Origin of the sequence: Adhaeribacter swui (assembly GCF_014217805.1) — a bacterium.
Taxonomy (GTDB): Bacteria; Bacteroidota; Bacteroidia; order Cytophagales; family Hymenobacteraceae; genus Adhaeribacter; species Adhaeribacter swui.
The window spans coordinates 1,981,288-2,003,073 of sequence record NZ_CP055156.1 but is presented as its reverse complement, the minus strand read 5'-3'; the positions used below and the strand labels follow the sequence as shown (position 1 = coordinate 2,003,073).

At 45.1% G+C, this 21,786-nt stretch carries 23 protein-coding genes and 1 riboswitch; of the genes, 20 read left to right on the top strand and 3 right to left on the bottom strand.

The genetic code is table 11. The features are described 5' to 3' along the window. The first annotated feature begins 86 nt into the window (after positions 1–86). From HUW51_RS08920 to HUW51_RS08885, 8 genes are all read left to right on the top strand, one after another. On the top strand, positions 87–890 hold the full coding sequence (locus HUW51_RS08920; RefSeq protein WP_185273625.1) for a pentapeptide repeat-containing protein: 804 nt from the start codon (positions 87–89) through the stop codon (positions 888–890). Positions 891–1,190: 300 nt separating this feature from the next. Beyond that, positions 1,191–3,623 (top strand): ABC transporter permease, encoded by a 2,433-nt coding sequence (locus tag HUW51_RS08915; protein ID WP_185273624.1) that lies wholly within the window; start codon positions 1,191–1,193, stop codon positions 3,621–3,623. Positions 3,624–4,658: 1,035 nt separating this feature from the next. Beyond that, complete coding sequence (locus tag HUW51_RS08910; protein ID WP_185273623.1) at positions 4,659–6,125, top strand: TolC family protein; 1,467 nt, start codon at positions 4,659–4,661, stop codon at positions 6,123–6,125. A 233-nt stretch (positions 6,126–6,358) separates the two neighbouring features. Further along, the gene (locus tag HUW51_RS08905) at positions 6,359–6,760 is read left to right on the top strand and encodes an OsmC family protein (RefSeq protein ID WP_185273622.1); all 402 of its coding nucleotides are present in this window, start codon (positions 6,359–6,361) and stop codon (positions 6,758–6,760) included. 122 nt (positions 6,761–6,882) lie between these two features. Further along, entirely contained in the window at positions 6,883–7,641 is a 759-nt protein-coding gene (locus HUW51_RS08900; protein WP_185273621.1) for a PD-(D/E)XK nuclease domain-containing protein, read from the top strand. Positions 7,642–7,796: 155 nt separating this feature from the next. Next, the gene (locus tag HUW51_RS08895; RefSeq protein ID WP_185273620.1) at positions 7,797–7,994 is read left to right on the top strand and encodes a hypothetical protein; all 198 of its coding nucleotides are present in this window, start codon (positions 7,797–7,799) and stop codon (positions 7,992–7,994) included. A 620-nt stretch (positions 7,995–8,614) separates the two neighbouring features. Then, positions 8,615–8,863: a toxin-antitoxin system YwqK family antitoxin gene (locus HUW51_RS08890; RefSeq protein ID WP_185273619.1), complete on the top strand. Its 249-nt coding sequence runs from the start codon at positions 8,615–8,617 to the stop codon at positions 8,861–8,863. Positions 8,864–8,927: 64 nt separating this feature from the next. Further along, positions 8,928–9,476, top strand: a complete 549-nt coding sequence (locus HUW51_RS08885; protein ID WP_185273618.1) for a hypothetical protein — start codon at positions 8,928–8,930, stop codon at positions 9,474–9,476. A gap of 44 nt (positions 9,477–9,520) precedes the next feature. On the opposite strand, the gene HUW51_RS08880 is transcribed toward HUW51_RS08885, so the two are convergent. Continuing rightward, entirely contained in the window at positions 9,521–10,273 is a 753-nt protein-coding gene (locus HUW51_RS08880) for an SDR family NAD(P)-dependent oxidoreductase (protein WP_185273617.1), read from the bottom strand. Positions 10,274–10,390: 117 nt separating this feature from the next. On the opposite strand from HUW51_RS08880, the gene HUW51_RS08875 reads away from it, so the two are divergent. After that, positions 10,391–10,795, top strand: a complete 405-nt coding sequence (locus tag HUW51_RS08875) for a winged helix-turn-helix transcriptional regulator (protein ID WP_185273616.1) — start codon at positions 10,391–10,393, stop codon at positions 10,793–10,795. 108 nt (positions 10,796–10,903) lie between these two features. Here HUW51_RS08875 and HUW51_RS08870 read toward each other — a convergent pair whose 3' ends face one another. Beyond that, on the bottom strand, positions 10,904–11,434 hold the full coding sequence (locus HUW51_RS08870) for an NAD(P)H-dependent oxidoreductase (RefSeq protein WP_185273615.1): 531 nt from the start codon (positions 11,432–11,434) through the stop codon (positions 10,904–10,906). 98 nt (positions 11,435–11,532) lie between these two features. On the opposite strand from HUW51_RS08870, the gene HUW51_RS08865 reads away from it, so the two are divergent. The 6 genes from HUW51_RS08865 (at position 11,533) to HUW51_RS08840 (ending at position 16,807) form a co-directional block, all read left to right on the top strand. Continuing rightward, on the top strand, positions 11,533–11,898 hold the full coding sequence (locus tag HUW51_RS08865; protein ID WP_185273614.1) for a winged helix-turn-helix transcriptional regulator: 366 nt from the start codon (positions 11,533–11,535) through the stop codon (positions 11,896–11,898). Between the two features lie 153 nt (positions 11,899–12,051). Next, positions 12,052–12,747 (top strand): aspartate/glutamate racemase family protein, encoded by a 696-nt coding sequence (locus HUW51_RS08860; protein ID WP_185273613.1) that lies wholly within the window; start codon positions 12,052–12,054, stop codon positions 12,745–12,747. Between the two features lie 165 nt (positions 12,748–12,912). Continuing rightward, positions 12,913–13,749 carry an SDR family NAD(P)-dependent oxidoreductase gene (locus HUW51_RS08855; protein WP_185273612.1) on the top strand — a complete coding sequence of 279 codons (837 nt, stop codon included), beginning with the start codon at positions 12,913–12,915 and terminating at the stop codon, positions 13,747–13,749. A 26-nt stretch (positions 13,750–13,775) separates the two neighbouring features. Further along, entirely contained in the window at positions 13,776–14,675 is a 900-nt protein-coding gene (locus HUW51_RS08850; RefSeq protein ID WP_185273611.1) for a helix-turn-helix domain-containing protein, read from the top strand. A 220-nt stretch (positions 14,676–14,895) separates the two neighbouring features. After that, positions 14,896–15,957, top strand: coding sequence for an MBL fold metallo-hydrolase (locus tag HUW51_RS08845; RefSeq protein WP_228466976.1), 1,062 nt, complete (start codon positions 14,896–14,898; stop codon positions 15,955–15,957). Positions 15,958–16,246: 289 nt separating this feature from the next. Beyond that, entirely contained in the window at positions 16,247–16,807 is a 561-nt protein-coding gene (locus HUW51_RS08840) for a TetR/AcrR family transcriptional regulator (protein ID WP_185273610.1), read from the top strand. 8 nt (positions 16,808–16,815) lie between these two features. Here the strand turns inward: HUW51_RS08840 and HUW51_RS08835 are convergent, their stop codons facing one another. Continuing rightward, entirely contained in the window at positions 16,816–17,190 is a 375-nt protein-coding gene (locus tag HUW51_RS08835; protein ID WP_185273609.1) for a Fur family transcriptional regulator, read from the bottom strand. Between the two features lie 151 nt (positions 17,191–17,341). On the opposite strand from HUW51_RS08835, the gene HUW51_RS08830 reads away from it, so the two are divergent. The 5 genes from HUW51_RS08830 to HUW51_RS08810 all read left to right on the top strand — a co-directional run bounded on the left by HUW51_RS08830 (position 17,342) and on the right by HUW51_RS08810 (position 21,645). After that, entirely contained in the window at positions 17,342–18,250 is a 909-nt protein-coding gene (locus tag HUW51_RS08830) for an NAD(P)/FAD-dependent oxidoreductase (RefSeq protein ID WP_185273608.1), read from the top strand. A 568-nt stretch (positions 18,251–18,818) separates the two neighbouring features. Continuing rightward, a riboswitch (TPP riboswitch) is annotated at positions 18,819–18,913 on the top strand. Between the two features lie 64 nt (positions 18,914–18,977). Next, positions 18,978–19,685 carry a class I SAM-dependent methyltransferase gene (locus tag HUW51_RS08825; RefSeq protein WP_185273607.1) on the top strand — a complete coding sequence of 236 codons (708 nt, stop codon included), beginning with the start codon at positions 18,978–18,980 and terminating at the stop codon, positions 19,683–19,685. Then, positions 19,682–20,737, top strand: coding sequence for an AIR synthase family protein (locus tag HUW51_RS08820; RefSeq protein WP_185273606.1), 1,056 nt, complete (start codon positions 19,682–19,684; stop codon positions 20,735–20,737). The genes HUW51_RS08825 and HUW51_RS08820 overlap by 4 nt, the downstream gene beginning before the upstream one ends. Next, positions 20,738–21,373, top strand: a complete 636-nt coding sequence (locus tag HUW51_RS08815) for a thiamine phosphate synthase (RefSeq protein ID WP_185273605.1) — start codon at positions 20,738–20,740, stop codon at positions 21,371–21,373. Beyond that, the gene (locus tag HUW51_RS08810) at positions 21,370–21,645 is read left to right on the top strand and encodes a Trm112 family protein (RefSeq protein ID WP_185273604.1); all 276 of its coding nucleotides are present in this window, start codon (positions 21,370–21,372) and stop codon (positions 21,643–21,645) included. Before HUW51_RS08815 ends, HUW51_RS08810 begins: the two co-directional genes overlap by 4 nt. Positions 21,646–21,786 lie beyond the last annotated feature (141 nt).

Here is a 21,786-nt window from a genome sequence, read left to right as displayed (position 1 = left end):
AATAAATTTAAAAAGCTGTTACCTTTTAAAAAAGAAGAAGTTACCCTTGGCAGTTAAAGCAATCTATCATCCTAATAATCAATTCCATGAAAAATGTCGTTCTTACCTTCCTGCTGATTATTATTGTTTCGGGCGGTGTTGCCGCTCAGACTTCCGTTAACGCCGCCGACGTGTTTGCGCAGATTAACCGCGGACAGGCCGTTACTTACCAAAACGTGGAAATTACCGGGGACCTGGATTTAACTCAACTGGCCAACAAGCAGTTAAAAAAAGGTGGAAATAAAGATGATGATAATCCTTCGACGAAAGAATACGTGAGCACCGTTACGGCTCCCTTAAAGTTTACCAACTGCACGTTTACCGGCAAGGTGCTGGCCTACTATAATCCCGATCAGGGCATTTTGTATTTTAGTAAAGACGATAGCAAAAACGAAATCTATAATACCAATTTCGAAAAAGAGGTAAGCTTTCAGCATTGCACTTTTCAGCAAGACGCGGCATTTAAATATTCGCAGTTTAAAGAAGCGGTTTCCTTTACCGGCAGTACTTTTGCCGACGAAGCCTTTTTTAAATATGCTAAATTTGAGCAAGCCCCGGATTTTAGCAAAGTAAAGTTCTCGGATAACGCGGTTTTTAAATACGTGCACTTCCCGGCCAACACCAATTTCAGCCAGGCCGTTTTCACCGACGATGCCGATTTTAAATACGCTAAATTTCCGGGTAAAGTAAATTTTGAAAAAGCGCAGTTTAACGGTTTCGCCAATTTTAAATACGCCGATTTCTCGGACGAAGCAAAACTGCAAGGGCTGGCCTTTAACGGCAATAAAGATTTTAAATACACCAAACTGGGCGGCCAGAAATTTACGGATACCTACCGGCAAGAGAAGTAGGGGCCTCACCCCCCGGCCCCTTCTCCTTCAGGAGAAGGGGAGTTATTTATAATCATTTCTAAACAAAGTTCCTCTCCTTAAAAAGGGACTTTTTTGCTCCCCTTCTCCTGGAGGAGAAGGGGTTGGGGGATGAGGTTTAAACCAGCAACAAATTCCAACCGGCCAGAGGCCGGACGATAATTATCACGAGCGAGGACGCTCGCGATAGAAGAATACATGGTTTCACTGGTGTGCGCTACCATCCTGCACCAGTGATGGCGCTAAAACAAAATTTTAAAATTTCTTTTAACCAACCTGACTATGCTCCGGAATTATTTTAAAATTGCCTGGCGCAACATGCGGCGGCATCGTGGCTTTACTTTTATTAATTTGTTTGGTTTGGCTGTGGGGTTAACCTGTTGTTTGCTCATTGCCCTGTACATCCGGCAGGAGTTAAGCTACGATTGCTATCATCAAAATGCCGACCGCATTTACCGGGTTACCCGCAACTTCTCCGACCCGGATGGTAACGTAAACTTGCATTTAGCCAACGTGGCGCCGCCTTTCGGGCCCTTGTTAAAAAACGATTTTCCGGATATTCAGCAAATAGCCCGCACGCTGCAAACCAATACCTTGCTGGCCGTAAACCAGGAACGTGCTTTTAACGAGCGGGAGGTTTTCTTTGCGGAGCCCGCATTTTTTAAAATTTTTACGGTGCCGGTACACCAGGGCAACCCCGAGCAAGCGCTGTCGGAACCGTACTCCCTGATGCTCACCGAAAAAATGGCCGAGAAATATTTTCCAGGGCAAAACGCGGTAGGGAAAGTCTTGCGCCTGAACAACCAGTTTAACGTGAAGGTAACCGGCGTGTACGAGTCATTCCCGGTAAACGCGCACCTGCACCCCGATTTCCTAGTATCGTTTAATACCCTGGAAGATAGCACCATTTACGGCAAACAAAACTTACTCACCAACTGGGGCAACAACGCTTTTACCACCTACTTGCTGCTACCCGAAAACTACCCGACCCAAAACCTGGAAGCGCAGTTCCCGGCTTTTCTGGACCGCCACATGACCGATGACCCGGGCAATGGGATAAAGCCTTCGTCGTGGACCAAGCTGTTTCTGCAAAAACTCACCGACATTCACCTGCGCTCCCACCTGGATTCGGAGCTGGAGCCTAACGGCAATATTACCACGGTGTACTTGTTCTCGGCAGTGGCCTTGTTTATTTTACTTATTGCCTGCATTAATTTCATGAACTTAAGCACGGCGCGTTCGTCGCTGCGGGCTAAGGAAATTGGTTTGCGTAAAGTGATGGGGGCTACCCAGCCTAATTTAATCCGGCAGTTTCTGAGCGAATCTATTTTGTTTGCTTTGCTGGCCGTAGTTTTAGCGGTGGCGCTTACATGGGTGTTTCTACCGGTACTGGGTAACTTTATCGGCAAAGAGTTGCGTTTTAGCTTCGGCAACAGCTGGTCGTTGGTGTTGGTGCTGGTGGGTTTGGCTTTGCTGGTGGGGCTGCTGGCGGGTTCTTATCCGGCCTTGTTTTTAGCTTCGTTTCAACCGGTAAAAGTACTCAAAGGCAAATTAACCATTGGCCGCAATTCGGTATCGCTGCGCAAATCGCTGGTAGTGCTGCAATTTGCTATTTCGGTGGTGTTGCTGGTGTGTACCGCCGTGGTGTACAAACAACTTTACTACCTGCGCCACCAAACCTTGGGCTTTAACAAAGAACACATTATTACGGCCAATTACACCAGCGAACTCGCCGACAAGTACCAGGCTTTTAGGAACGAGTTGCTGGCAACGGGGCAGGTAAGTGCCGTGGGGCGGTCGGTAGGCGTGCCTTCGGATCGCTTGTTAAACTCCATGGGTACGCTGCGGATTCAGAAAAACGATTCGCTGGCGCCTTCGCCGGTTTCTTTTCAATATCTGGCCATTGACGATTATTTCGTGAACACTTACCAGCTTAAACTCAAAGCCGGCCGCAACTTTAACCCGAAAGAATACCCTACCGACGATTCTATGGCTTTTATGCTGAACGAAGCCGGTTTAAAAATGCTGGGCTTTACCAACCCACGCGAAGCCCTGGGCCGGAACATCGAATACGGCAATCGCAAAGGAAAACTGGTGGGCGTGCTGCAGGATTTCCATTTTGAATCGCTGCACGAAAAAATTAAACCGTTGGTGTTTATTATGGCTAACGGCGACGGCTACAACGATCTTTCTTTTAAACTGCCGGGCAACCAATTACAGAGCGGTTTAGCGCACATCCAGAAAACCTGGCAAAAGTTTTTACCGCACCGGCCTTTAGAATATACTTTCCTCGACGAAAAATTTGGTCGCTTGTACGAATCCGAACAACGGCTGGGTACTTTGTTTTCGGTTTTCTCGGGCATTGCCATTGTTATTGCCTGTTTGGGCTTATACGGTCTGGCCTCGTTTGCCATGGAACAACGCGCCAAAGAAATCAGCATTCGCAAGGTTCTGGGCGCCACGGTACCGGGCATTGTTTCTTTGCTTTCCCGGGATTTTGTAAAATTAGTGTTGCTCGCCAACTTGCTGGCCTGGCCCATTGCCTGGTACGGCATGCACCAATGGCTGCAGGACTTTGCCTACCGCACGTCTTTATCCGTCTGGACTTTTGGTTTGGCTACGGTGCTGGCTTTGCTCATTGCCCTGGTAACTGTGGCGTTTCACGCGTTAAAAGCCGCGGCCAATAACCCGGTAAATGCTTTGCGTAACGAATAGCACCTTGATTGATTATAGTAAAAGTAGTTTTTGTAGCGGGATTGTTGTTCTTTGGAGCCTTTTCAGGTCTCCAGGAGTTGGTACTACCTTGTTTGAACAGTAACCTGTTTGCCTCATGGCCGGCGGGCCTCGTTCAGCTCTTTCGGACTGTCTAAGCTTCCTTTCCTCGCTCCGCTGCGGAATGCCTCCGGCACCGGAACCTTAGAAGGTCCGAAAGAGCTGAACTGGTATCAATTGCTAGTAGCTACTGTTCTTGGCTACTTGAAGAAATGATAATTAATGGTATTATATAACTTGTCAGTCCTTTTTCCGCAGAAAAAGGGCTGACAAGCTAATTTCTGTTTCTTCCTGTATTCTATCTAAACCAAAACCTTTAATCTCCATCATCCAAGTAGAAAAGCCGAAGCTAAGCGCAACTAACACCAGTTTGGCTGTTGAGGACCTTTCGGATTCTGCGAATCTAGCGTTCCGGTGTCGACGTTAACAGGCATGGCGCAGTGAAATGAACCAAGGTTCGCTAAACTATTTTTAAGCTCCCTTCTCCTATAGGAGAGGGGTTGGGGGTGAGGTCCAAACAAGGCCCGCCGGACACGAGGCAAACGCAGCCTTATCAAATAAGATGGAACCTGCGCACGGAGACTTGAAAAGGCTCCAAAGAAATACTTGTAATTGTAAGTAATAGCTATAGAAGCTGGTTAGTACGATTTGATATTAGATAAAATTTAAAAAATAGCAGTAATCAATCCCAAAAGCCCCGCTTGGTTCGCCGGCGGGGCTTTTTTGTGCTTTTAATTAAAAAACCAGTGGTAAGCCGGTATGGTGTTATAAAAGCGAACAATTATTTGTATCGGAACCGGACAATCTTAATTAACGGCCCAGTTGATTTAAACACAACAAACTAACAATCAATAATTTAGCAAAATGGCATTTTATTGTATACTCCTTTTAACCGGAAAGTAATTCTACCGGTAGCCAGTAAATCAGCTGGTGCTATTGGCAAAGAAACAGAACGCTAACCGCTCTAAATCGCGCATTATGTTTAAACATTTAACCTTAATTCTAACTTTTTTGCTGCTTTTTTCCGCCGGGAAACTGGCTGCGCAGCAAACTCCCCGCGTTTGGTCTTTAGATTCGTGCATCAACCAGGCCATTTCGCAGAACATTCTGGTAAAGCAAAGCGAATTAAATTTGCAGGCCAGCCGGGTTACCAATGCCCAAGCCAAAGCGGCTTTTTTACCCATCAGCCAATTTTCCGGATCGCATTCGTATAACACCGGCCGGTCCATCGACCCGTTTACCAACCAACCTACTACCGATCAAATTCAATCAAATAACTTTGCACTGTCGGCCGATCTACTTTTATTTAACGGGGGGCAATTGCAACACCGGTTACAGCAAAGCAACCTGGGCTTAAAGGCCAGCCGCTATGAACTGGAGCAAACCCGGCAAACGGTAGCTTTAAACGTTACGCTGGCCTATTTAAACGTTTTATTTAGTCAGGAGCTGTTAACCATTGCCGAAAACCAGTTAAAAAATACCAACTTGCAGGTAGAGCGTTCTAAACATTTAGTAGATGCCGGTGCCCTGGCTACCTCTACCCTCGCCGATTTAGAAGTGCAGGCCGCCCAGGATGAGCTGCAACAAGTAACGGCCGCTACCGATTTAAAAACTGCTCAACTGAGTTTGCTGCAGTTGCTTAACTTACCCGCTACTACGGCTTTTACCATTCAGCCATTAGCCACCGAAATACCCGCTACTACCCCTTACGCCAAAAGTACCGCCGAGCTGGTTGCCATCGCCGAGAAAATACAACCGGGCATTATTGGTGCCGATTACCGGGTAAAAAGCGCGAACCGCGGCGTACGGGCTGCCCGCGCCAGTTTGTTGCCGAGCTTAAGTTTGGGCGGGTACATTGGTAGTAATTATTCCAGCGCCGTGCCTACCTCTAGGTTTGTGGCCGACGGTACCGGCACTACCACCCGCGAAGTACCTTCCGAAACTGATTTTGTGTTAATAAATGGCACTCGCACGCCCATCATTAATACCCGGACCGAACCGAACGGCAGAGTAGAAAACTTTTACTATTTCGACCAGTTGGAGTTTAACATGCGCAAAAGTGTCGGGTTTAATTTAAGTATTCCGATTCTGAATAGCTGGCAAAACCGGGCCCGTTTGAGCAACGCCATTATTGCCGAAAAAACCGCCGAGTACGCCGCCGAAAACGCGCGTTTGCAACTACGCCAGAACATGGAACTGGCCCATAATAACCTCGAAGCTGCTCAAATCCGCTATCAAACGGCCACCCGGCAGGTAAATGCGTCTAAAATTGCCTACGATGCGGCCCAAAAGCGTTTTGAAAGCGGCAGCGTACATTACGTAGATTTAAACCTGGCCAAAACCAACTACGACAAAGCCCTGAGTAACCAGGTACAAGCCAAATACGACTATTTGTTCCGGGAGCGCGTTCTGGACTTTTACCTCCAGGACACTACCGCGAAGTAAGAAATTTAAAAATTTAAAAAAGCGCTGCTTCGGCGGGTTTATTCCTAGCCGAAGCAGCGCTTTTACGACGTTGTTGATTGCGTATAATTTAAAAAAGGAAGCCCGCTTGCTACGGCTTCCTTTTTTAAATTCCCGTAAATTTTTAAATTCCGGGAACAACCGCGCTCTTCCGGGCACCGTAGTTTCCGGACTTAAAATAGGCGCAGTTGCTGTACCCACTTAACCGCTCGCTTATGCTGATTTCGGCTACCGTTACCAACCGCTACCAATCGCACGAAGTGGTTGTTACCACCAACGCTAATTCCCGCACCGTTACCATTCCGGGTAAGCCTACTGGTTACGGCTCCGCGGTAAACGGCGGCGAATTGCTTTTTCTGGCCTTGGCCACCTGCTTCTGCAACGACGTTTACCGCGAAGCCACTAAGCGCCAAATGCACATCCAGGCGGTAGAAGTAACGGTGTCCGGCGAGTTTGGCCAGGAAGGCGAGCCCGCCACCTCCATTACCTACCAAGCCCATATCCAGGCCCCGGAACACACCCCACAGGAAATTGCCGATTTAGTCTCTTACGTAGATCAGATTGCCGAAATTCATAATACTTTACGGCAAGGAATTGCGGTTACTTTGCAGAGTTAGTTCTATAACATTCCTGTTATCGGCTTGACCAAGAGCAAGATTACTCCGTATATCTCGCTTATACTGGAAGGTTGATGTAATAACTCCGGATATATTAATTAGGCAAAATCATAAATTCACGAATGTTAGAAAAAGAAAGGCTTGAACAGCTAATTGAAAAAGGCAAGGCAGTACTTAAAACTCATTACCATGTAGAGGGCACATTTGGATTTCCTACGCTTGACTCGGGAAAGTTTGAAGCATGGAAGACACAAGTACTAAGCTATCTATCATCCAACCTTCCGCCAGACAATCAATACTTGCTTCATTTTAAAGAACAAGTAAAGCGCGGTTATCAAAGTTCTTGTGAACAGGGTATTGGCATTTTACAATCGGTTTTAGAAGACTTAGATTTGAATTTGCTAAATACAAAGCCGAAAAAAGTATTTGATCCGAGCGAGATATTAGAAAAAATATTTGCAAAGTTCCATTTGATAGTTCGTCAAATGAGAAATAGATATTCAGCTCGTCCTACTCTTGATGTTGCCGATGAATATGATGTTCAAGACCTGCTTCATGCACTTTTGATTTTACATTTTGAAGATATCCGTGCCGAGGAGTGGACACCCAGTTATGCTGGCAAATGTTGCCGGATGGATTTTTTACTAAAGGATTATAAAATCGTCATAGAGGTTAAAAAGACAAGACGCAGTCTTAACGCAAGCCAAATTGGCAGCGAGCTAATCGAAGACATTTCACGTTACAGTGTTCACCCCGATTGTGAAACTTTAATCTGTTTTGTTTATGACCCCGAGGGTTATATCGCAAACCCAAAAGGGATTGAGAAAGACTTGTCTAGGGCTGAAGGTAAGATGGCAGTAACAGTTTTTATAAGACCATGACTTCGCCCAACAGTGTGTTTATGAAATTGTGGCTGGACATTAAGCACTCAACAATAGATCATAATTTTGCTTTTGTCTTTAATTGAAACTGACGTTTTTCAAATGCCACAACTTCATAAACACGTTAAAGTTGTAATCAATACTAAATATGAAAATTGGAAAGGAAAAAAGAAGGCTTAAAAAATAAAATGTATTGTAAGTGGTTCTTTGGCTTGACCTTCTTTACAGGAACAACTTTAATGGTCTTCCAAATTGATATTTACAGAAGAACTATCATTGACCCAGCCATTCCACTCACAATTATCATTGTTTTTGGGGTTGTGGCTCACCTTGCCAGAGTAGCGCAGTTGTAGATTTAATTACAGGGAAGGTTTACGATGGTCCAGCAGCAGCATTGGGTTATCAATTTAAAAAAGATAGTAATATGCTTATCGTAAACCCACCCGATAGTACTGGCTTCTTCGATGATTGCTTTTATTGCCATCCAAAAATCTACATTTGGGATGAAGACAAGAAAGTGTTTCGGGAGAAAAAACCAAATAGTAAATAACACGCTACATTCATCGTTTAGCCAAGCAACTATCATAAACTATAAAGTATCAGTATAGAACGGAACAGCATGCAGGTGTATGTCACGCTCGGAGTTGTTCTGGTCGGTCTTCTTTCCTTTTACTTTATCGCTACTACTACCACGAACTGGAAACAACCTGAGTTACCCCCAGAAACACGCGTTAAGGATACGAAATTTATCTTACTGGATTCTCAACAAAGCCCATATCGTTGCTGGCATGGCCCTGAAAAAGAAAATTACTACCTTTTTGCGGCAAGTTCTACGAAAAGAGAAAATCTAATTCGGTTTTTAAAAGAATTTTAATCACCTAATAATTGTAATTGCTGGATTTTATTCCAGAGCGGAAAAACAATAGCAAAGAACTGGAAACAAGCGGCCCGTTTAAAACCTTTACAAGTAACATTGCCCCAAAATACCTTTGCTCACAGTTATCATCAAACAAGTGGTTTTAGCTTAACCGATTTAAGCGGAGGAAAAATTAACGGGCTATTTCGCAAATTTCACTCTAATGGTAAGCTTATTATAGAGCAAGAAATAAAAGACAATATTGCCGCCGGAAAACGTAAAATACATTACCCTACATTCCAAGTAGACCAAGTTTGGGAAAATGACGTGCTTATCTCAACGGATACAATCCAAGTATCCAAGTAGTTTTAGACTGGATTTCTGAAGTTTAGTTTCAGATGTATCCAGCAGCCAGGTGAAATTAAAAACTATGAACATGGGTTTAAAATGTTTCAGAAAAGGAATCTTATTTAAAATAGCCTTATACACTTTATTTGCCGGGGTATACGGTTGCGCCGGTAAAATAAACACGATTAAGAAACCGGAGCATAATACGTCTAATTACACCAAAGCCTATATTATTTCGGCAGAAAACTCCCAATACATTAAATTTAGATTCGGCACTATTACCCCTTTCGGCTACCTGGTTCCGCCGGATAATCCTGCTCAACAACACGAAGTAATTGGCCATACCGCTACCGTAATCAAAAACGAACTTGAAAAAACAGGGATAACCGCAATCATTGGCCAAAAAGATGATATCCCGGAAGGTTTTGACCTGATAATTATGTACCAGGACACATGGCGATGGGATTTTAAAAAAGTGCTGGATAAATTAGAAATTGTTTTTGTCTCGCCGGATGGGAAGGAAGAATTGGCCCGATCTACTTATAACATCTATCAAAACAAAGAGCTTCACAACTTCCCAACTCCGGAAAAAGAAGTACCCAAGATGATCCGGGAGCTTTTAGGAAAATAAAAAATGCCGCTTTGCGATAGCGGCATTTTAAAATTTCGAACTACTTACAGCAAACCACCGGATACGGTAATTCGTTCACCCGTTACCCAGGCGGCATCGTCTGAGGCCAGAAAAACGGCTACTTTGGCAATGTCGTCTGGTTGGCCAATACGGCCTAATGGGGTAAGCGGAAGCATTTGTTTCTCAATATCCCCGCCAATAATGCCGGCCTCATGATTTCCTTCGGTTTCGGTAACGCCCGGCGCTATCGCGTTAACCCGTATTTTTTTGGGTCCCAATTCTTTAGCCAAGGTTTTGGTAACATTATCAATGCCGGCTTTGGCGGCAGAGTATACCATAACCCCCGGAAGTGGATTTAAACTTACGGTAGAACTAAGATTGATGATACTGCCACCCTTTTCGCCTAACAGGTTAACCGCTTGCTGAATACTAAGAATTGGCCCTAGTAAATGGGTGTTTACTTGTAAATGGAAACTTTCTTCGGAGATGCCATCCAGCAGTTCTATTTTAAATACCCCCGCATTGTTTACCAGAACATCTAAGGTACCAAAAGCTTTTTTTGTTTCTTCAAAAAGCCGGATGATATCGGCAAACTTGGAAACATCGGCCTGCACCGCTATAGCCGTGCCCCCGTTTTCTGTTATCTCCTGCACTACTTTATCGGCACTAGCCTTACTGGAAGCAAAGTTTATAACAACTTTGGCGCCTTCTTTCGCAAATGCTTTGGCAATGCTGGCCCCAATGCCTTTGGAGGCGCCGGTAACTACGGCTACTTTGTTTTCTAATTTTAAGTCCATTTTGTTAATGCTTTAATGAACTACAAAACTGAACGATCCGTATCTTTATGTCAAGTATGTACTTTTTGGTATCTTACATACTAAAAAGAATGTATTGTTGATTATCAAGTAATTAAAATGCGAAACAAAAACAAAGAATGCCCGGCGGTTGCTACCTGCTCCGTGGATTATGCGTTTAAACGGATCGGCGGAAAGTATAAAGGCCGGATATTGTGGTACCTGCACGAACATGTTATTTTACGTTACGGCGAGCTAAGCCGGAACTTACCCGACATTACCACCAAAATGCTAACCCAAACATTACGGGAACTGGAAACGGATCATTTAATTCACCGCAAAGTATACCACGAAGTACCCCCTAAGGTAGAATACACCTTAACCGAAATGGGCCAGGAACTTATTCCGTTTATCAGCTACCTGAAAGAATGGGGCGATAAACAGATTGCCAAAGAAAAGCAGGAAGAACCCAAAAAGAAAAACAATAGCCCTAAAAGGCCAGCCAATAAAGTACCCGTAAGTTGATAAAAGTAAGTTCACGTTTAAAACACGTTTACCAATCAAGCAAAATGGCCGCCTTTGATTATTCTAAAATCCGTAAGCGGCCAATTATAGCCTGATAAAAATATATTTTTACAAAGAATTTAAAAAATCCAGGTACAAGGGCACGCTGCGTTCAATCCACTCCGCCGCAGGATTAGAATCAATGCCATAGTACGCGAAAAAAGGCTGGTAATCGGCTTTTACGTAGTCAAACGTGAGCTCAAAAGGCCGCAGCAACTCCGCCAAGGTGTATTGGTATTTATCGCCAGGTTGGTACTCGTGCTCATCGGCGCCTAACGAAATAGCCAGGGCAATTTTCTTTTCCGCAACTTTGTACCCGCTTTTGCTGCCGTAAGCCCAGCCGTAGGTTAAAACTTCGTCTAACCATTTTTTAAACAGGGGCGGGCTATTAAACCAATAATAAGGAAACTGAAAAACGATGGTGTTATACTGCTCCACCCGTTTTTGTTCGGCCAGCACGTCAATTTTTTCGTCGGGGTAAACGTCGTGTAATAGATGTACGTCGTACTTCTCCGGAAATTTACTTAACTCTTGTGTCCATCTTTTATTAACCACCGAGTTATTTATATCGGGATGAATGACGATTATTAGCGTTTTCACTTTATTTACTTTAGAATTGCCTTGCGTAAAAGTAAAGCGTAAACTTTCAATTTTGTTTCGGTACTGCCCATTGTATGGTACTATAAAAAGTGTAAGTAATGTCCGTGATTAAAGAAACCTCTACCACCTTTGCCAACAAAAAAGCCTTAGCCGACGAATGCCTGGAAGTATACGCGGCGTATACTATTGGCGGCCAGTGGGCTTTAGTGATTTGCTCGTGGTTAATAAACGGGAAGCTCCGCTTTAGTGAGCTAAAAGGGCATTTGCCCACCATTACCGAACGGATGCTTACTTTGCAACTGCGTAAATTAGAGCAAAACAAAATTGTGCAGCGCACCGTTTACGCCGAAGTTCCGCCCCGCGTGGAATACGAACTGACCCCTATTGGCTACGAACTAAAACCCATTATTTTGCAACTCGAAAGCTGGGGCAAAAAACACAAAGAGTTGCTGGAAAAGCCTTAAGTTGCTTAGCTTGCCCCGGAAAAGGGAAAGCGATAATCCGGTTGCTAATTTCTAAGCGGGTTAAGTTTAGCAAACAGCCAAATATGGCCCTTATCGCTACCCGGCATACACCAAGGCAGTTATATTTTTAAAAATTTCAAAAACCGCATCCGCATGAAAACAATTGGGCTAATTGGAGGAATGTCCTGGGAAAGTTCGGCTTTATACTACCAAATAATTAACCAAAAAGTACAAAGGGAATTAGGAGGTGTCCATTCGGGCAGCTGCTTGCTGTACTCCGTAGACTTTGCCGAAATTGCCGACTTACAACATCAGGGTCAGTGGGATATACTGGCCGAAAAAATGGTGGCCGTTGCGCAAAAACTGGAACGGGGCGGGGCCGATATGATCCTGCTTTGTACCAACACCATGCATAAAGTAGCCGATGCGATTGAGCGCCAAGTTACCATTCCGTTTTTACACATTGTGGATGCCACCGCCGAAGAAATACAAAAAAAGTCGTACCGGAAACTGGGTTTGCTCGCTACTAAATTCTCCATGGAAGAAGATTTTTTAAAGGCGCGGTACAAAAACAAATACAACCTGGATCTAATTGTGCCGGATGCGCAAGGCCGCCAGGAGGTGCACCGGATTATTTACGAAGAGCTGGTAAAAGGCATTATTACCGAAGAATCAAAGCAGCGCTACCTGAAAATTATTGCTGATTTAATTCAAAACGGCGCCGAAGCCATTATTGCGGGCTGCACCGAAATAGAACTTTTAATTAAACCCACCGATATGCACGTGGACTTATTCCGAACCACAAAAATTCACGCCGAAAAAGCCGTTAAAATGGCCTTAAAGGTTTAAAACTGTACTTAACCGAAGCTTAAAGGGTTTATTTTTCGTTGCCTTTGTCCAATATACCTGCTTTTTAATATAATTGTTTGAATTTTGCAAGTATTGGTTTGAAGCGTACAAATTTAAAAATCCTGCCTGGTTTACCTTTGCCTTTGTAAAACAACGCACATTGGTATGACTACAAACAAAGTATGGTACGTTACCGGAGCATCTAAAGGCTTAGGGCTAGCGCTGGTAAAAAAATTATTACAGGCCGGTTACGCGGTAGCCGCAACTTCCCGGTCTAAAAACAACTTAATAGCCGCCGTGGGCGATTTTGACGCCAACAACTTTTTACCCCTCGCGGTAGATCTCACCAGCGAAACTTCAATCACTCAATCCGTGCAGGAAACCCAGGCGTTTTTCGGGAAGATAGACGTGGTGGTTAACAATGCGGGGTACGGCATTGGGGGGGCCGTAGAAGAGCTGAGCGCTGCCGAAATCCAGCAAAGTTTTGAAGTAAACGTGTTTGCTCCCATCCGGGTAATGCAAGCCGTAATGCCGTATTTTCGGGCGCAGAAATCAGGGCATATCATCAACATCTCCTCTATTGCAGGCTTTTCGGCGGCAGCTGGCTGGAGCATGTACGCGGCTACTAAATTTGCACTTACGGGCTTAACCGAAGTAACCGCCGACGACGTGCAAGAACTAGGCATTAAAGCCACCGTAGTAGCGCCCGGCGCTTTCCGCACCGAGTTTCTAACGGACGATTCACTGGTGTTTGCCGAACAACAGCTCGATGATTACGCTACCATTCGCCGTTCCCACGAAAAATACCGGACCATGAATGGCAACCAGCAAGGCGATCCGGAAAAAGCCGCCGAAGCTTTAATCGCGCTCGCCGAAAATCCTAATCCGCCGGTCAGGTTGTTTTTAGGTAGCGACGCTTACCGCCGCGCTCAGGCAAAAGTTAATGCCCTGGCCCAAGAACTGGAAGAAAACAAAGCCGTAACTTTCTCCACGGATTTTTAATAAACCCTACTTAAAACGCAAGCACGATGGCCGAACTGGAAACGCTCGAAGAATTCTATAAACATAAGTTTAACAAAGCACCGGAAAACCTGCAACTCGACAATGAGCATTTTAATGTATTTAGCCTGGCAGAAGTGCAAGGTCCCGGGAGTACCTCTATCCAATACAACCGGCGCGATTTTTTTAAAATTTCTCTGATGCGGGGCCAGCATATTTATCATTACGCCGATAAAACCTTGGAAACGGATGGTCCTACCCTGATATTCTTCAACCCGACTGTACCTTATAAATACGAGTGTATTACCGAAGGTGCCACCGGTTACTTCTGCATTTTTAAGGAAGCTTTTTTTAGTGAGCACATCCGCAGCAACATTAAAGATTTGCCCATGTTTCAGCCGGGCGCTAAACCCGCTTATTTGCTAAACGCCAGCCAGGATGCCGCTATCAGCAATTTGTTTCAGAAAATGAAAGAGGAGGTGCAATCAGACTACGCTTTCCGGTTCGATCTGATCCGGAATTACATTATGGAAATGGTGCACGCCGCTTTAAAAATGGAGCCTTCGGAGAGTTTATACAAACAAACCGATGCCAATGCCCGCATTACCGCGGTTTTTACCGAATTGCTGGAACAACAGTTTCCGATTAAATCGCCGGAGAAGCCATTTTCATTACGCTCCGCGAAAGATTTTGCGAGTTTGCTGCACGTGCATCCTAACCATTTAAACCGTGCCTTGCGCACTACCACCGGCAAAACCACCACCGAACACATCGCGGAAAGGTTATTGGCCGAGGCTAAAGCCTTGCTTAAACATACCAACTGGAACATTGCCGAAATCAGCTACAGCCTGGGTTTTCAGGAACCAGCTCATTTTAACCATTTTTTTAAAAAACACACTAGTTCCCGGCCCAGTGCCTTCCGTACTTAACTTTCGGTTTGTAGTTACGGTGTTTTGTATTTTTTTAAACATGTATTTATAAAATGCCCCGGTAGCCCTAAACTACCGGGGCATTTTATTTTAAAGCTAAACCCAAATCAAGTCTTATTAAAAATATTTGCCAATTTAAAATACTTGCTTACCTTTACTGACTGATTAGTCAGTTATGAAATTCATGTATATTTTTCTGGGTATAATTCTCTCTGTTATAATGAGTACAACTATTTTTCTCCGGCAAGCCCAATTTGGAAAATTGCCGAGTGGCGCGCGCTTGGAGCGCATTAAAAAATCGCCGAACTACCGGAACGGGGCTTTTCAAAACGAAAGCTTTACGCCCGACCTGGCCGAAGGAGTTACTTACTTTTCGGTGGCGAAAGATTTTTTCTTCGGCAAAAACAAACGGGCCACCCCTACCGATTCTATCCCGTCTACCAAAACTGATTTACTGCATTTAGATCCGAAGCAGGATGTGTTGGTGTGGTTCGGGCACTCGTCTTACTTTATGCAGGTAGATGGTAAACGCTTTTTAGTGGACCCGGTTTTAAGCGGTGCGGCCTCGCCGGTGTCTTTTACCACCAAAGCTTTTAAAGGTACGGATCGCTACACCCCCGACGATCTGCCGGAAATTGATTACTTGCTTATCTCCCACGACCACTACGACCACCTCGATTACGAAACTATTTTAAAATTAAAACCCAAGGTCAAAACCATTATCTGCGCCTTAGGAACCGGCGAACACCTGGAATACTGGGGCTACGATCCGGCCAAAATCATTGAAAAAGACTGGAACGAAGAAGTAAACCTGGGCGATGGCTTTAGCGTGCATACCGTACCGGCCCGGCATTTTTCCGGCCGTGGATTTAAAAGAAATCAGGCGCTCTGGACCTCGTACGTGCTGCAAACGCCTACCCAAAAATTGTTCATTGGCGGCGACAGCGGCTACGACAAACATTTTGCGGCTATCGGCGAAAAGTTTGGTCCTTTTGACCTCGTAATTCTGGAAAACGGCCAGTACAATCAAAGCTGGCGCTACATCCACATGCTGCCCGAGCAAATTTTACAAGCCGCTAAAGATTTAAAAGCCAAACGGATCTTCCCGGTACACTCGGCCAAATTTAACTTAGGTTTGCACGCCTGGGACGAACCTTTAAAGCTGATTATGGAAAACAATAAATCCGAACATTTAAAAATTATTACGCCCATGATAGGCGAGCAGGTGAATTTAAATGATACTACCCAACAGTTTTCGCAGTGGTGGGTAGGGGTTAATTAGTTGTTGGTTGTTCGTTGCTAGTTATTTGTTGCTGGTTGTTTGATTTTTCCTGAATTTAATCGGCCACTTAGAGCTAAATTTTTAAAATTAGTAGATTTCATCTAACCAACACTAGCGCAAAAAACTAACCGTGACCCTATAAAATATCGGTCATTCAGGAGGAAACTATTTGGCTACGTAGCTAAATGGTTTCTTCCCGAATGACCTAAAAAAGATAACGAGCGGAAACATGTTCCCCTTCGGAGGGAATGAGAGGAAGGATAACTTAGAAAAAATTTAAAAATACGGGATGGATAAAAGAGAAAGATTGTTAGAAGCGGCGTTGCACCTTTTTGTGGAACATGGTTTCCATAACACCCCCACCAGTAAAATTGCCCGGGAAGCCGGCATTGCTAATGGTACCCTATTTTACTTTTTCCCGACCAAAGACGATCTGGTAACAGCGCTGTACCTGGAATTAAAAAACCGCATGGCCCAGGATATTGCCGGCGAAATCCAGAATAAGGATACCCTGCACGACATTATGGAGGCCTACTACACGGCTTCCTTAAACTGGGCGCTGCAACACAAAACGGAGTTCCGGTTCATGGAGCAATTCAACTCCTCGCCTTACCTCAAACAAATCGCCGAAGAAGAAATCAGAAGAAATAAACAACCCTTGCTGAACCTGTTGCAAGACGGCATTAAAAATCAGATAATCAAACCCCTGGATGAAGAGATTATTCTGACCTTAATTACCGGGCATGCCTTTAGCGTGAACCAGTATTTGATTACTAAACAATTCGAGAAACCCAAACAAGACCAGGTTATTCAACTCACCTTCGACCTGCTCTGGGATATGCTCACTTAAAAAATTTGCTAGGCGCAGGCCTTACAATAGCCCGTTAGCAGACAATTCACGTTTTCGATCTGGTAACCGCTCGGGACATTTATTGCTACTTCTTCCTGCAAACATTCTACTTTCTGGCATTTTAAGCACCTAAAATGAAAATGATTATGGCGGTGCTTTTTCTCTTCGCAGTTATGGCATAAGGCAAAGTAAGACTTACCATCATCCGATACTATTTTGTGCACGTGCCCTTCTTCGCAGAACCGGTTCAGGATGCGATATACCGTAACCCGATCCATGGTGCCTTTTACTTCCTGCTCAATGGTTTCCTGATTTAAGGCTTGCTGGGCCGAATGCAAAATATTTAAAATTGCCTGCTTCGAGGGAGTGCTTCTTCGCTTCATAAATTTTTAATGCAACTAAGTTGCAATAATAAAAATAAATCCTAAGTTTGCCAAACTAAAATACAGGTTTGGCCGCCTTATAGACAAGCATACCACCTAAGTTGTTCCTACGGGCGATCATTCTTATCACGCACTTCTTAATACATTTTTTATGACAGACGCCAAAAACTTTGATGTTATAATTGTGGGCGGCAGCTACTCGGGTTTGGCCGCCGCTATGAGTTTAGGTCGCGCTTTGCGACGCGTATTAGTGTTGGATAGCGGCAAGCCTTGCAACCAGCAAACACCGCATTCGCATAACTTTATTACCCAGGATGGCTACACGCCCAAACAAATCCGGACGACGGCCCGGGAGCAGGTGGCCCAATACCCTACCGTGGTGTTCCAGGATGGTTTGGCGGTAAGCGGCGTTAAAACCGCAACTGGTTTTGCTATTACCACCGAAAATCAGGACCAGTTTACCGCTAAAAAGCTGGTTTTTGCCACCGGCATTAAAGACCAAATGTTAGATATCCCGGGCTTTGCCGAATGTTGGGGAATTTCCGTGATTCACTGCCCCTATTGCCACGGCTACGAAGTTCGGAACCAGAAAACCGGGTTACTTGGGAACGGCGATGCCGGTTTTGAATACGTCCGGTTAATTTCTAACTGGACGCCGGATTTAACGCTTTTCACAAACGGCCCATCTACCTTAACCGCCGAGCAAACCGCCAAACTAAAAGAACACAACATTGGTATTGTGGAAACCGAAATCCAAAGCTTCCCCCACGACCAAGGAAAAATCCGGAGCGTAGTATTACAAGACCAAACGGAGATTCCGGTAACTGCTTTTTACGCCCGTGCGCCATTTGTGCAACACAGCACCATTCCCCAGGCTTTAGGCTGTGAACTAAATGAACAAGGCCTGCTCAAAGTAGACATGATGCAGAAAACCACCGTCTCCGGCGTATACGCCAGCGGTGATAATGCCACTTCCATGCGCTCGGTTGCTAGTGCCGTAGCTGCCGGAACCATGGCCGGTGCCGCCGTAAATAGAGAATTGATTGCAGAAGAATTTTAAAAAATTTGGTTGATTACTCCCTTTAGGCACACTCGCCACTTATTGCTGTTTCTTTCAAAATAAAGCGGCAATCATGCAACTTACTTTAAAATTGCGTTTTTCAATTCGCCCAGCCAGAGGCCTACCAGATAGTTAGACACGAGCGAAGACGCTCGCGCCAGCGAGAAAGATTCTAAATTTTAAATTTTTTAAATTTCCTTCGTCAGCTATGCAACAGATAGCCGTTCCAGGTGCAAGAAATGACGCTAAACTGTTCGAGCGTTCAGCGAGTTTTTAGCGTCTTGACTTTTTTGGTTCTTTTTGTGTCAAGACAAAAAGAACAAGAAGCGAGCAATGAAACAACTTCATTCAACAATCATAGGTAAAGCAGCAACTATGCGAACAGAAAATTTAAAATTTAAATACTTAATCTGATTCGATAGTCACGGAAGTAACTTCCGCGCCATAGTGCATGTGCCAAACAAAAGCAGCAGCCAGTGCTATGCAAATCAGGGCTTAAACAATCTCCTGATAGAAATAACAACTTTAAAAATTTGAACTAACCAAAAAAACACCATCTTTGCACACATAACACGCATCGGGGTGCTTCCGACTGGAGGCTGAGATTATACCCGTAAACTTGAACTGGATAATACCAGCGTAAGAAATGCCGCAAACCGGAACCACTATATTGTTGAACCACAATTCCATTGTACCAATGGGGTTGTGGTTTTTTATTTTATAACCTATGGAGAAGCAACTCACCACCCCCGAAATAAGAAACTGGCAAAACCGGCAGGAATGGTTCTTTAACCGCGACCACACCGATACCTACGAACTGTGGTACGAAGGCCGCTACAAACGCGCCGAAGTGTGGCAGAAAAAAGTAATGGAGCAACTGGTTTCCGGCGACCCGCGGGTGAAAACCTTACTGGAGTTTGGCTGCGGCACCACGCGCTTTACCCGCTGGTGGCACCAGATTGGCATTGAAGCGACCGGCGGCGACATTTCCCCGTTTATGCTGGGCCAGGCCTTGCATTTATTTAAAGGCGACCTGGTGCTGGCCGATTCGCATTACATGCCATTTAAAAACCACACCTTCGATGCCCTGGCTTTTATCACCACTTTTGAGTACTACAAAAACCCGGTGCAGGTAATCCGGGAAGCGGCCCGGGTGGGCAAATACGGCATTGCCATGGGCATGATGAACCGTAATACTCCCAAGTTTTTTCGGCGCCGGATACAACAGGCTTTCGGGAAGAACCCGTTTTACGTGACTGCTACTTTTTACACCCCGGCCACACTAACTAAAATTATTCAGGAGGCTTTAGTAGGCCGCGACTACTCCATCCAGTGGACTTGTACCGGCTTACCCAAATGGTTTCCGGTGCAGCAATGGCACGTACCCTACGGCGATTTCTTTGGCTTGTACATCAAATTCAACAACGTTGCATGAAGGCTTTCGGCAAAATAACCCAATCCGATTTCGACGACATCTTTGCCGCCAGGCTGGGGCATGCGCGAACCGAGGTAAGTACCGGACCAGGCTTTGGGGTGGATGTGGCCCTTATTGATTTACCGAACAACCAGGCCATGGCGGTAACCAGCGATCCTTTGTCCCTGATTCCTTCGCTGGGATTAGCCGAATCAGCCTGGCTATCGGTGCACTTAATGGCGAACGATATGGCTACTACCGGATTGGCTCCCCAGTTCGGGCAATTTGTTTTAAACCTACCACCCTGGTTATCCCCTACCGACTTTCAGACTTACTGGAACTACATTCATCAGTTTTGCACCGACATAAAAGTAGCGATTACGGGTGGGCACACCGGCGTAATCGAAGGGCAAAACTCCACCATTGCGGGCGGTGGCACCTTTATTACCGTCGGCGAAAAAAGCAAAATGCTGGTTTCCAAAAACGCCCGCGTAGGAGATGTAATTCTGGTGACCAAGCAATGCGCTATTTCCTCCACCGCTATCCTGGCTATGAGCTTTCCGGAAACAGTAAAAGCCAAGCTGGGCACGGAAGTGTACCAGCAAGCCTGCGACTTATTCTATCAAACGTCTTCCTTACCCGAAGCCTTACTGGCCGCTCAATTTAACCAGGAAACCTCCCTAGTATCGGCGATGCACGACGTTACCGAAGGTGGCGTATTGGGCGCCGTTTACGAGATGGCCGTGGCTTCCGGCAACGGAGTACTCATCGAAAATTTTAAAATTCCGGTGGATATCGTGCAGCAGGAAGTATGCCGGCTCTTTTCGCTGGACCCGCGCTATTGCATTGGTGCCGGAGCCATGCTGCTAACCGTGAAAAAAGGTTCGGAAAACGAGATTATTTCCGCGCTGACGCAGCAAAACATTCTGGCAACAGTAATTGGCGTGATGGTGGACCAAACCGAAGGATTGCAGATACTAGAAGCAACCGGCGAAAAAGAACCGCTTATTTACCAGCAAAAAGACCCGTATTGGGCGGCTTTTTTTACCGCTTTACAAAACAACTGGAAGTAAATGGCGCAAAACACGGAAATATTTAACGGCATCTACTTAATCGTGGATGCAAATCTGGCGGAAGGCACGCTGCAAAACAAACTGGAGCAAGCTTTAAAAAGCGGCATTCACCTGGTGCAGCTATATAACACCGAGAATGTACTGGAATCCAAAATCGATTTTATCTGCGTATTGTGCCATGCTTACCAGGTACCGGTTCTGGTAAATAACAACTGGCCTTTGCTGCAAACCACGCTAGTAGATGGGGTTCATTTTGACGGCATCCCGGAAGATTTAGCAGAAATAAAGCAGGCCGTTAACAAAAACTTTTACAAAGGCATTACCTGTTCCAACGATTTAGCCGTGGTGCAATGGGCTGACGAAAACCAGTTCGACTACATTTCGTTTTGCTCGCTTTTCCCCTCGTCCACCGCGGGTGCCTGCGAAATCGTGGCTTTCGATACTATCCAACAAGCGCGCGCTATTACTACATTACCCTTATTTGCCGCCGGGGGCATTTACCTGGATAACCTGAATCAGTTAGCAGACTTGCCTTTAAGCGGCATTGCGGTAGTATCGGGTATTATGGCCGCCCCCGACATAGCCGCTACCACCAAAAAATACGTGCAGGAATTAAAAAATTTAAAAAAATCATGAGACTCGAAACCATTCAGAAACTTTGCTGCCCTTTCGACAAAGAAGATTTGTCGTTGCAGATTATAACCCAGGATACCACCAAAAATATTTTGGAAGGCGTACTTACCTGCGGCACCTGCCAGCGTTACTACCCCATTATCAGCGGCATCCCCATTATGGCTCCCGACGAGTACCGCGAAAACCAGCTCGAAGCGCCACTTCTGGAGAAATGGAAGCCGGAGCTTTTGCAAAAGGCTAAACCTGATTTTAAGCTACTCGGGAATAATTATTAGATAGCAAAAAAGTAAATTTTTAAAAATCCGTTGGTTCAACCTCACCTTAAATCCCTTTCCCGGGAGAGGGACTTTTAAGCAGCAGGAGTTATTACATTTCTATCGGGAGCATTCCAAATCTTACGCTTTAATTTCTTGTTA

Coding starts and splice junctions, on each gene's coding strand:
- HUW51_RS08825 (WP_185273607.1), top strand. CDS start 18,978: ATGGAGAAGCAACTCACCACCCCCGAAATAAGAAACTGGCAAAACCGG.
- HUW51_RS08875 (WP_185273616.1), top strand. CDS start 10,391: ATGCGAAACAAAAACAAAGAATGCCCGGCGGTTGCTACCTGCTCCGTG.
- HUW51_RS08855 (WP_185273612.1), top strand. CDS start 12,913: ATGACTACAAACAAAGTATGGTACGTTACCGGAGCATCTAAAGGCTTA.
- HUW51_RS08840 (WP_185273610.1), top strand. CDS start 16,247: ATGGATAAAAGAGAAAGATTGTTAGAAGCGGCGTTGCACCTTTTTGTG.
- HUW51_RS08920 (WP_185273625.1), top strand. CDS start 87: ATGAAAAATGTCGTTCTTACCTTCCTGCTGATTATTATTGTTTCGGGC.
- HUW51_RS08860 (WP_185273613.1), top strand. CDS start 12,052: ATGAAAACAATTGGGCTAATTGGAGGAATGTCCTGGGAAAGTTCGGCT.
- HUW51_RS08885 (WP_185273618.1), top strand. CDS start 8,928: ATGAACATGGGTTTAAAATGTTTCAGAAAAGGAATCTTATTTAAAATA.
- HUW51_RS08865 (WP_185273614.1), top strand. CDS start 11,533: ATGTCCGTGATTAAAGAAACCTCTACCACCTTTGCCAACAAAAAAGCC.
- HUW51_RS08815 (WP_185273605.1), top strand. CDS start 20,738: ATGGCGCAAAACACGGAAATATTTAACGGCATCTACTTAATCGTGGAT.
- HUW51_RS08880 (WP_185273617.1), bottom strand. CDS start 10,273: ATGGACTTAAAATTAGAAAACAAAGTAGCCGTAGTTACCGGCGCCTCC.
- HUW51_RS08845 (WP_228466976.1), top strand. CDS start 14,896: ATGAGTACAACTATTTTTCTCCGGCAAGCCCAATTTGGAAAATTGCCG.
- HUW51_RS08910 (WP_185273623.1), top strand. CDS start 4,659: ATGTTTAAACATTTAACCTTAATTCTAACTTTTTTGCTGCTTTTTTCC.
- HUW51_RS08810 (WP_185273604.1), top strand. CDS start 21,370: ATGAGACTCGAAACCATTCAGAAACTTTGCTGCCCTTTCGACAAAGAA.
- HUW51_RS08905 (WP_185273622.1), top strand. CDS start 6,359: ATGCTGATTTCGGCTACCGTTACCAACCGCTACCAATCGCACGAAGTG.
- HUW51_RS08850 (WP_185273611.1), top strand. CDS start 13,776: ATGGCCGAACTGGAAACGCTCGAAGAATTCTATAAACATAAGTTTAAC.
- HUW51_RS08835 (WP_185273609.1), bottom strand. CDS start 17,190: ATGAAGCGAAGAAGCACTCCCTCGAAGCAGGCAATTTTAAATATTTTG.
- HUW51_RS08820 (WP_185273606.1), top strand. CDS start 19,682: ATGAAGGCTTTCGGCAAAATAACCCAATCCGATTTCGACGACATCTTT.
- HUW51_RS08830 (WP_185273608.1), top strand. CDS start 17,342: ATGACAGACGCCAAAAACTTTGATGTTATAATTGTGGGCGGCAGCTAC.
- HUW51_RS08900 (WP_185273621.1), top strand. CDS start 6,883: ATGTTAGAAAAAGAAAGGCTTGAACAGCTAATTGAAAAAGGCAAGGCA.
- HUW51_RS08915 (WP_185273624.1), top strand. CDS start 1,191: ATGCTCCGGAATTATTTTAAAATTGCCTGGCGCAACATGCGGCGGCAT.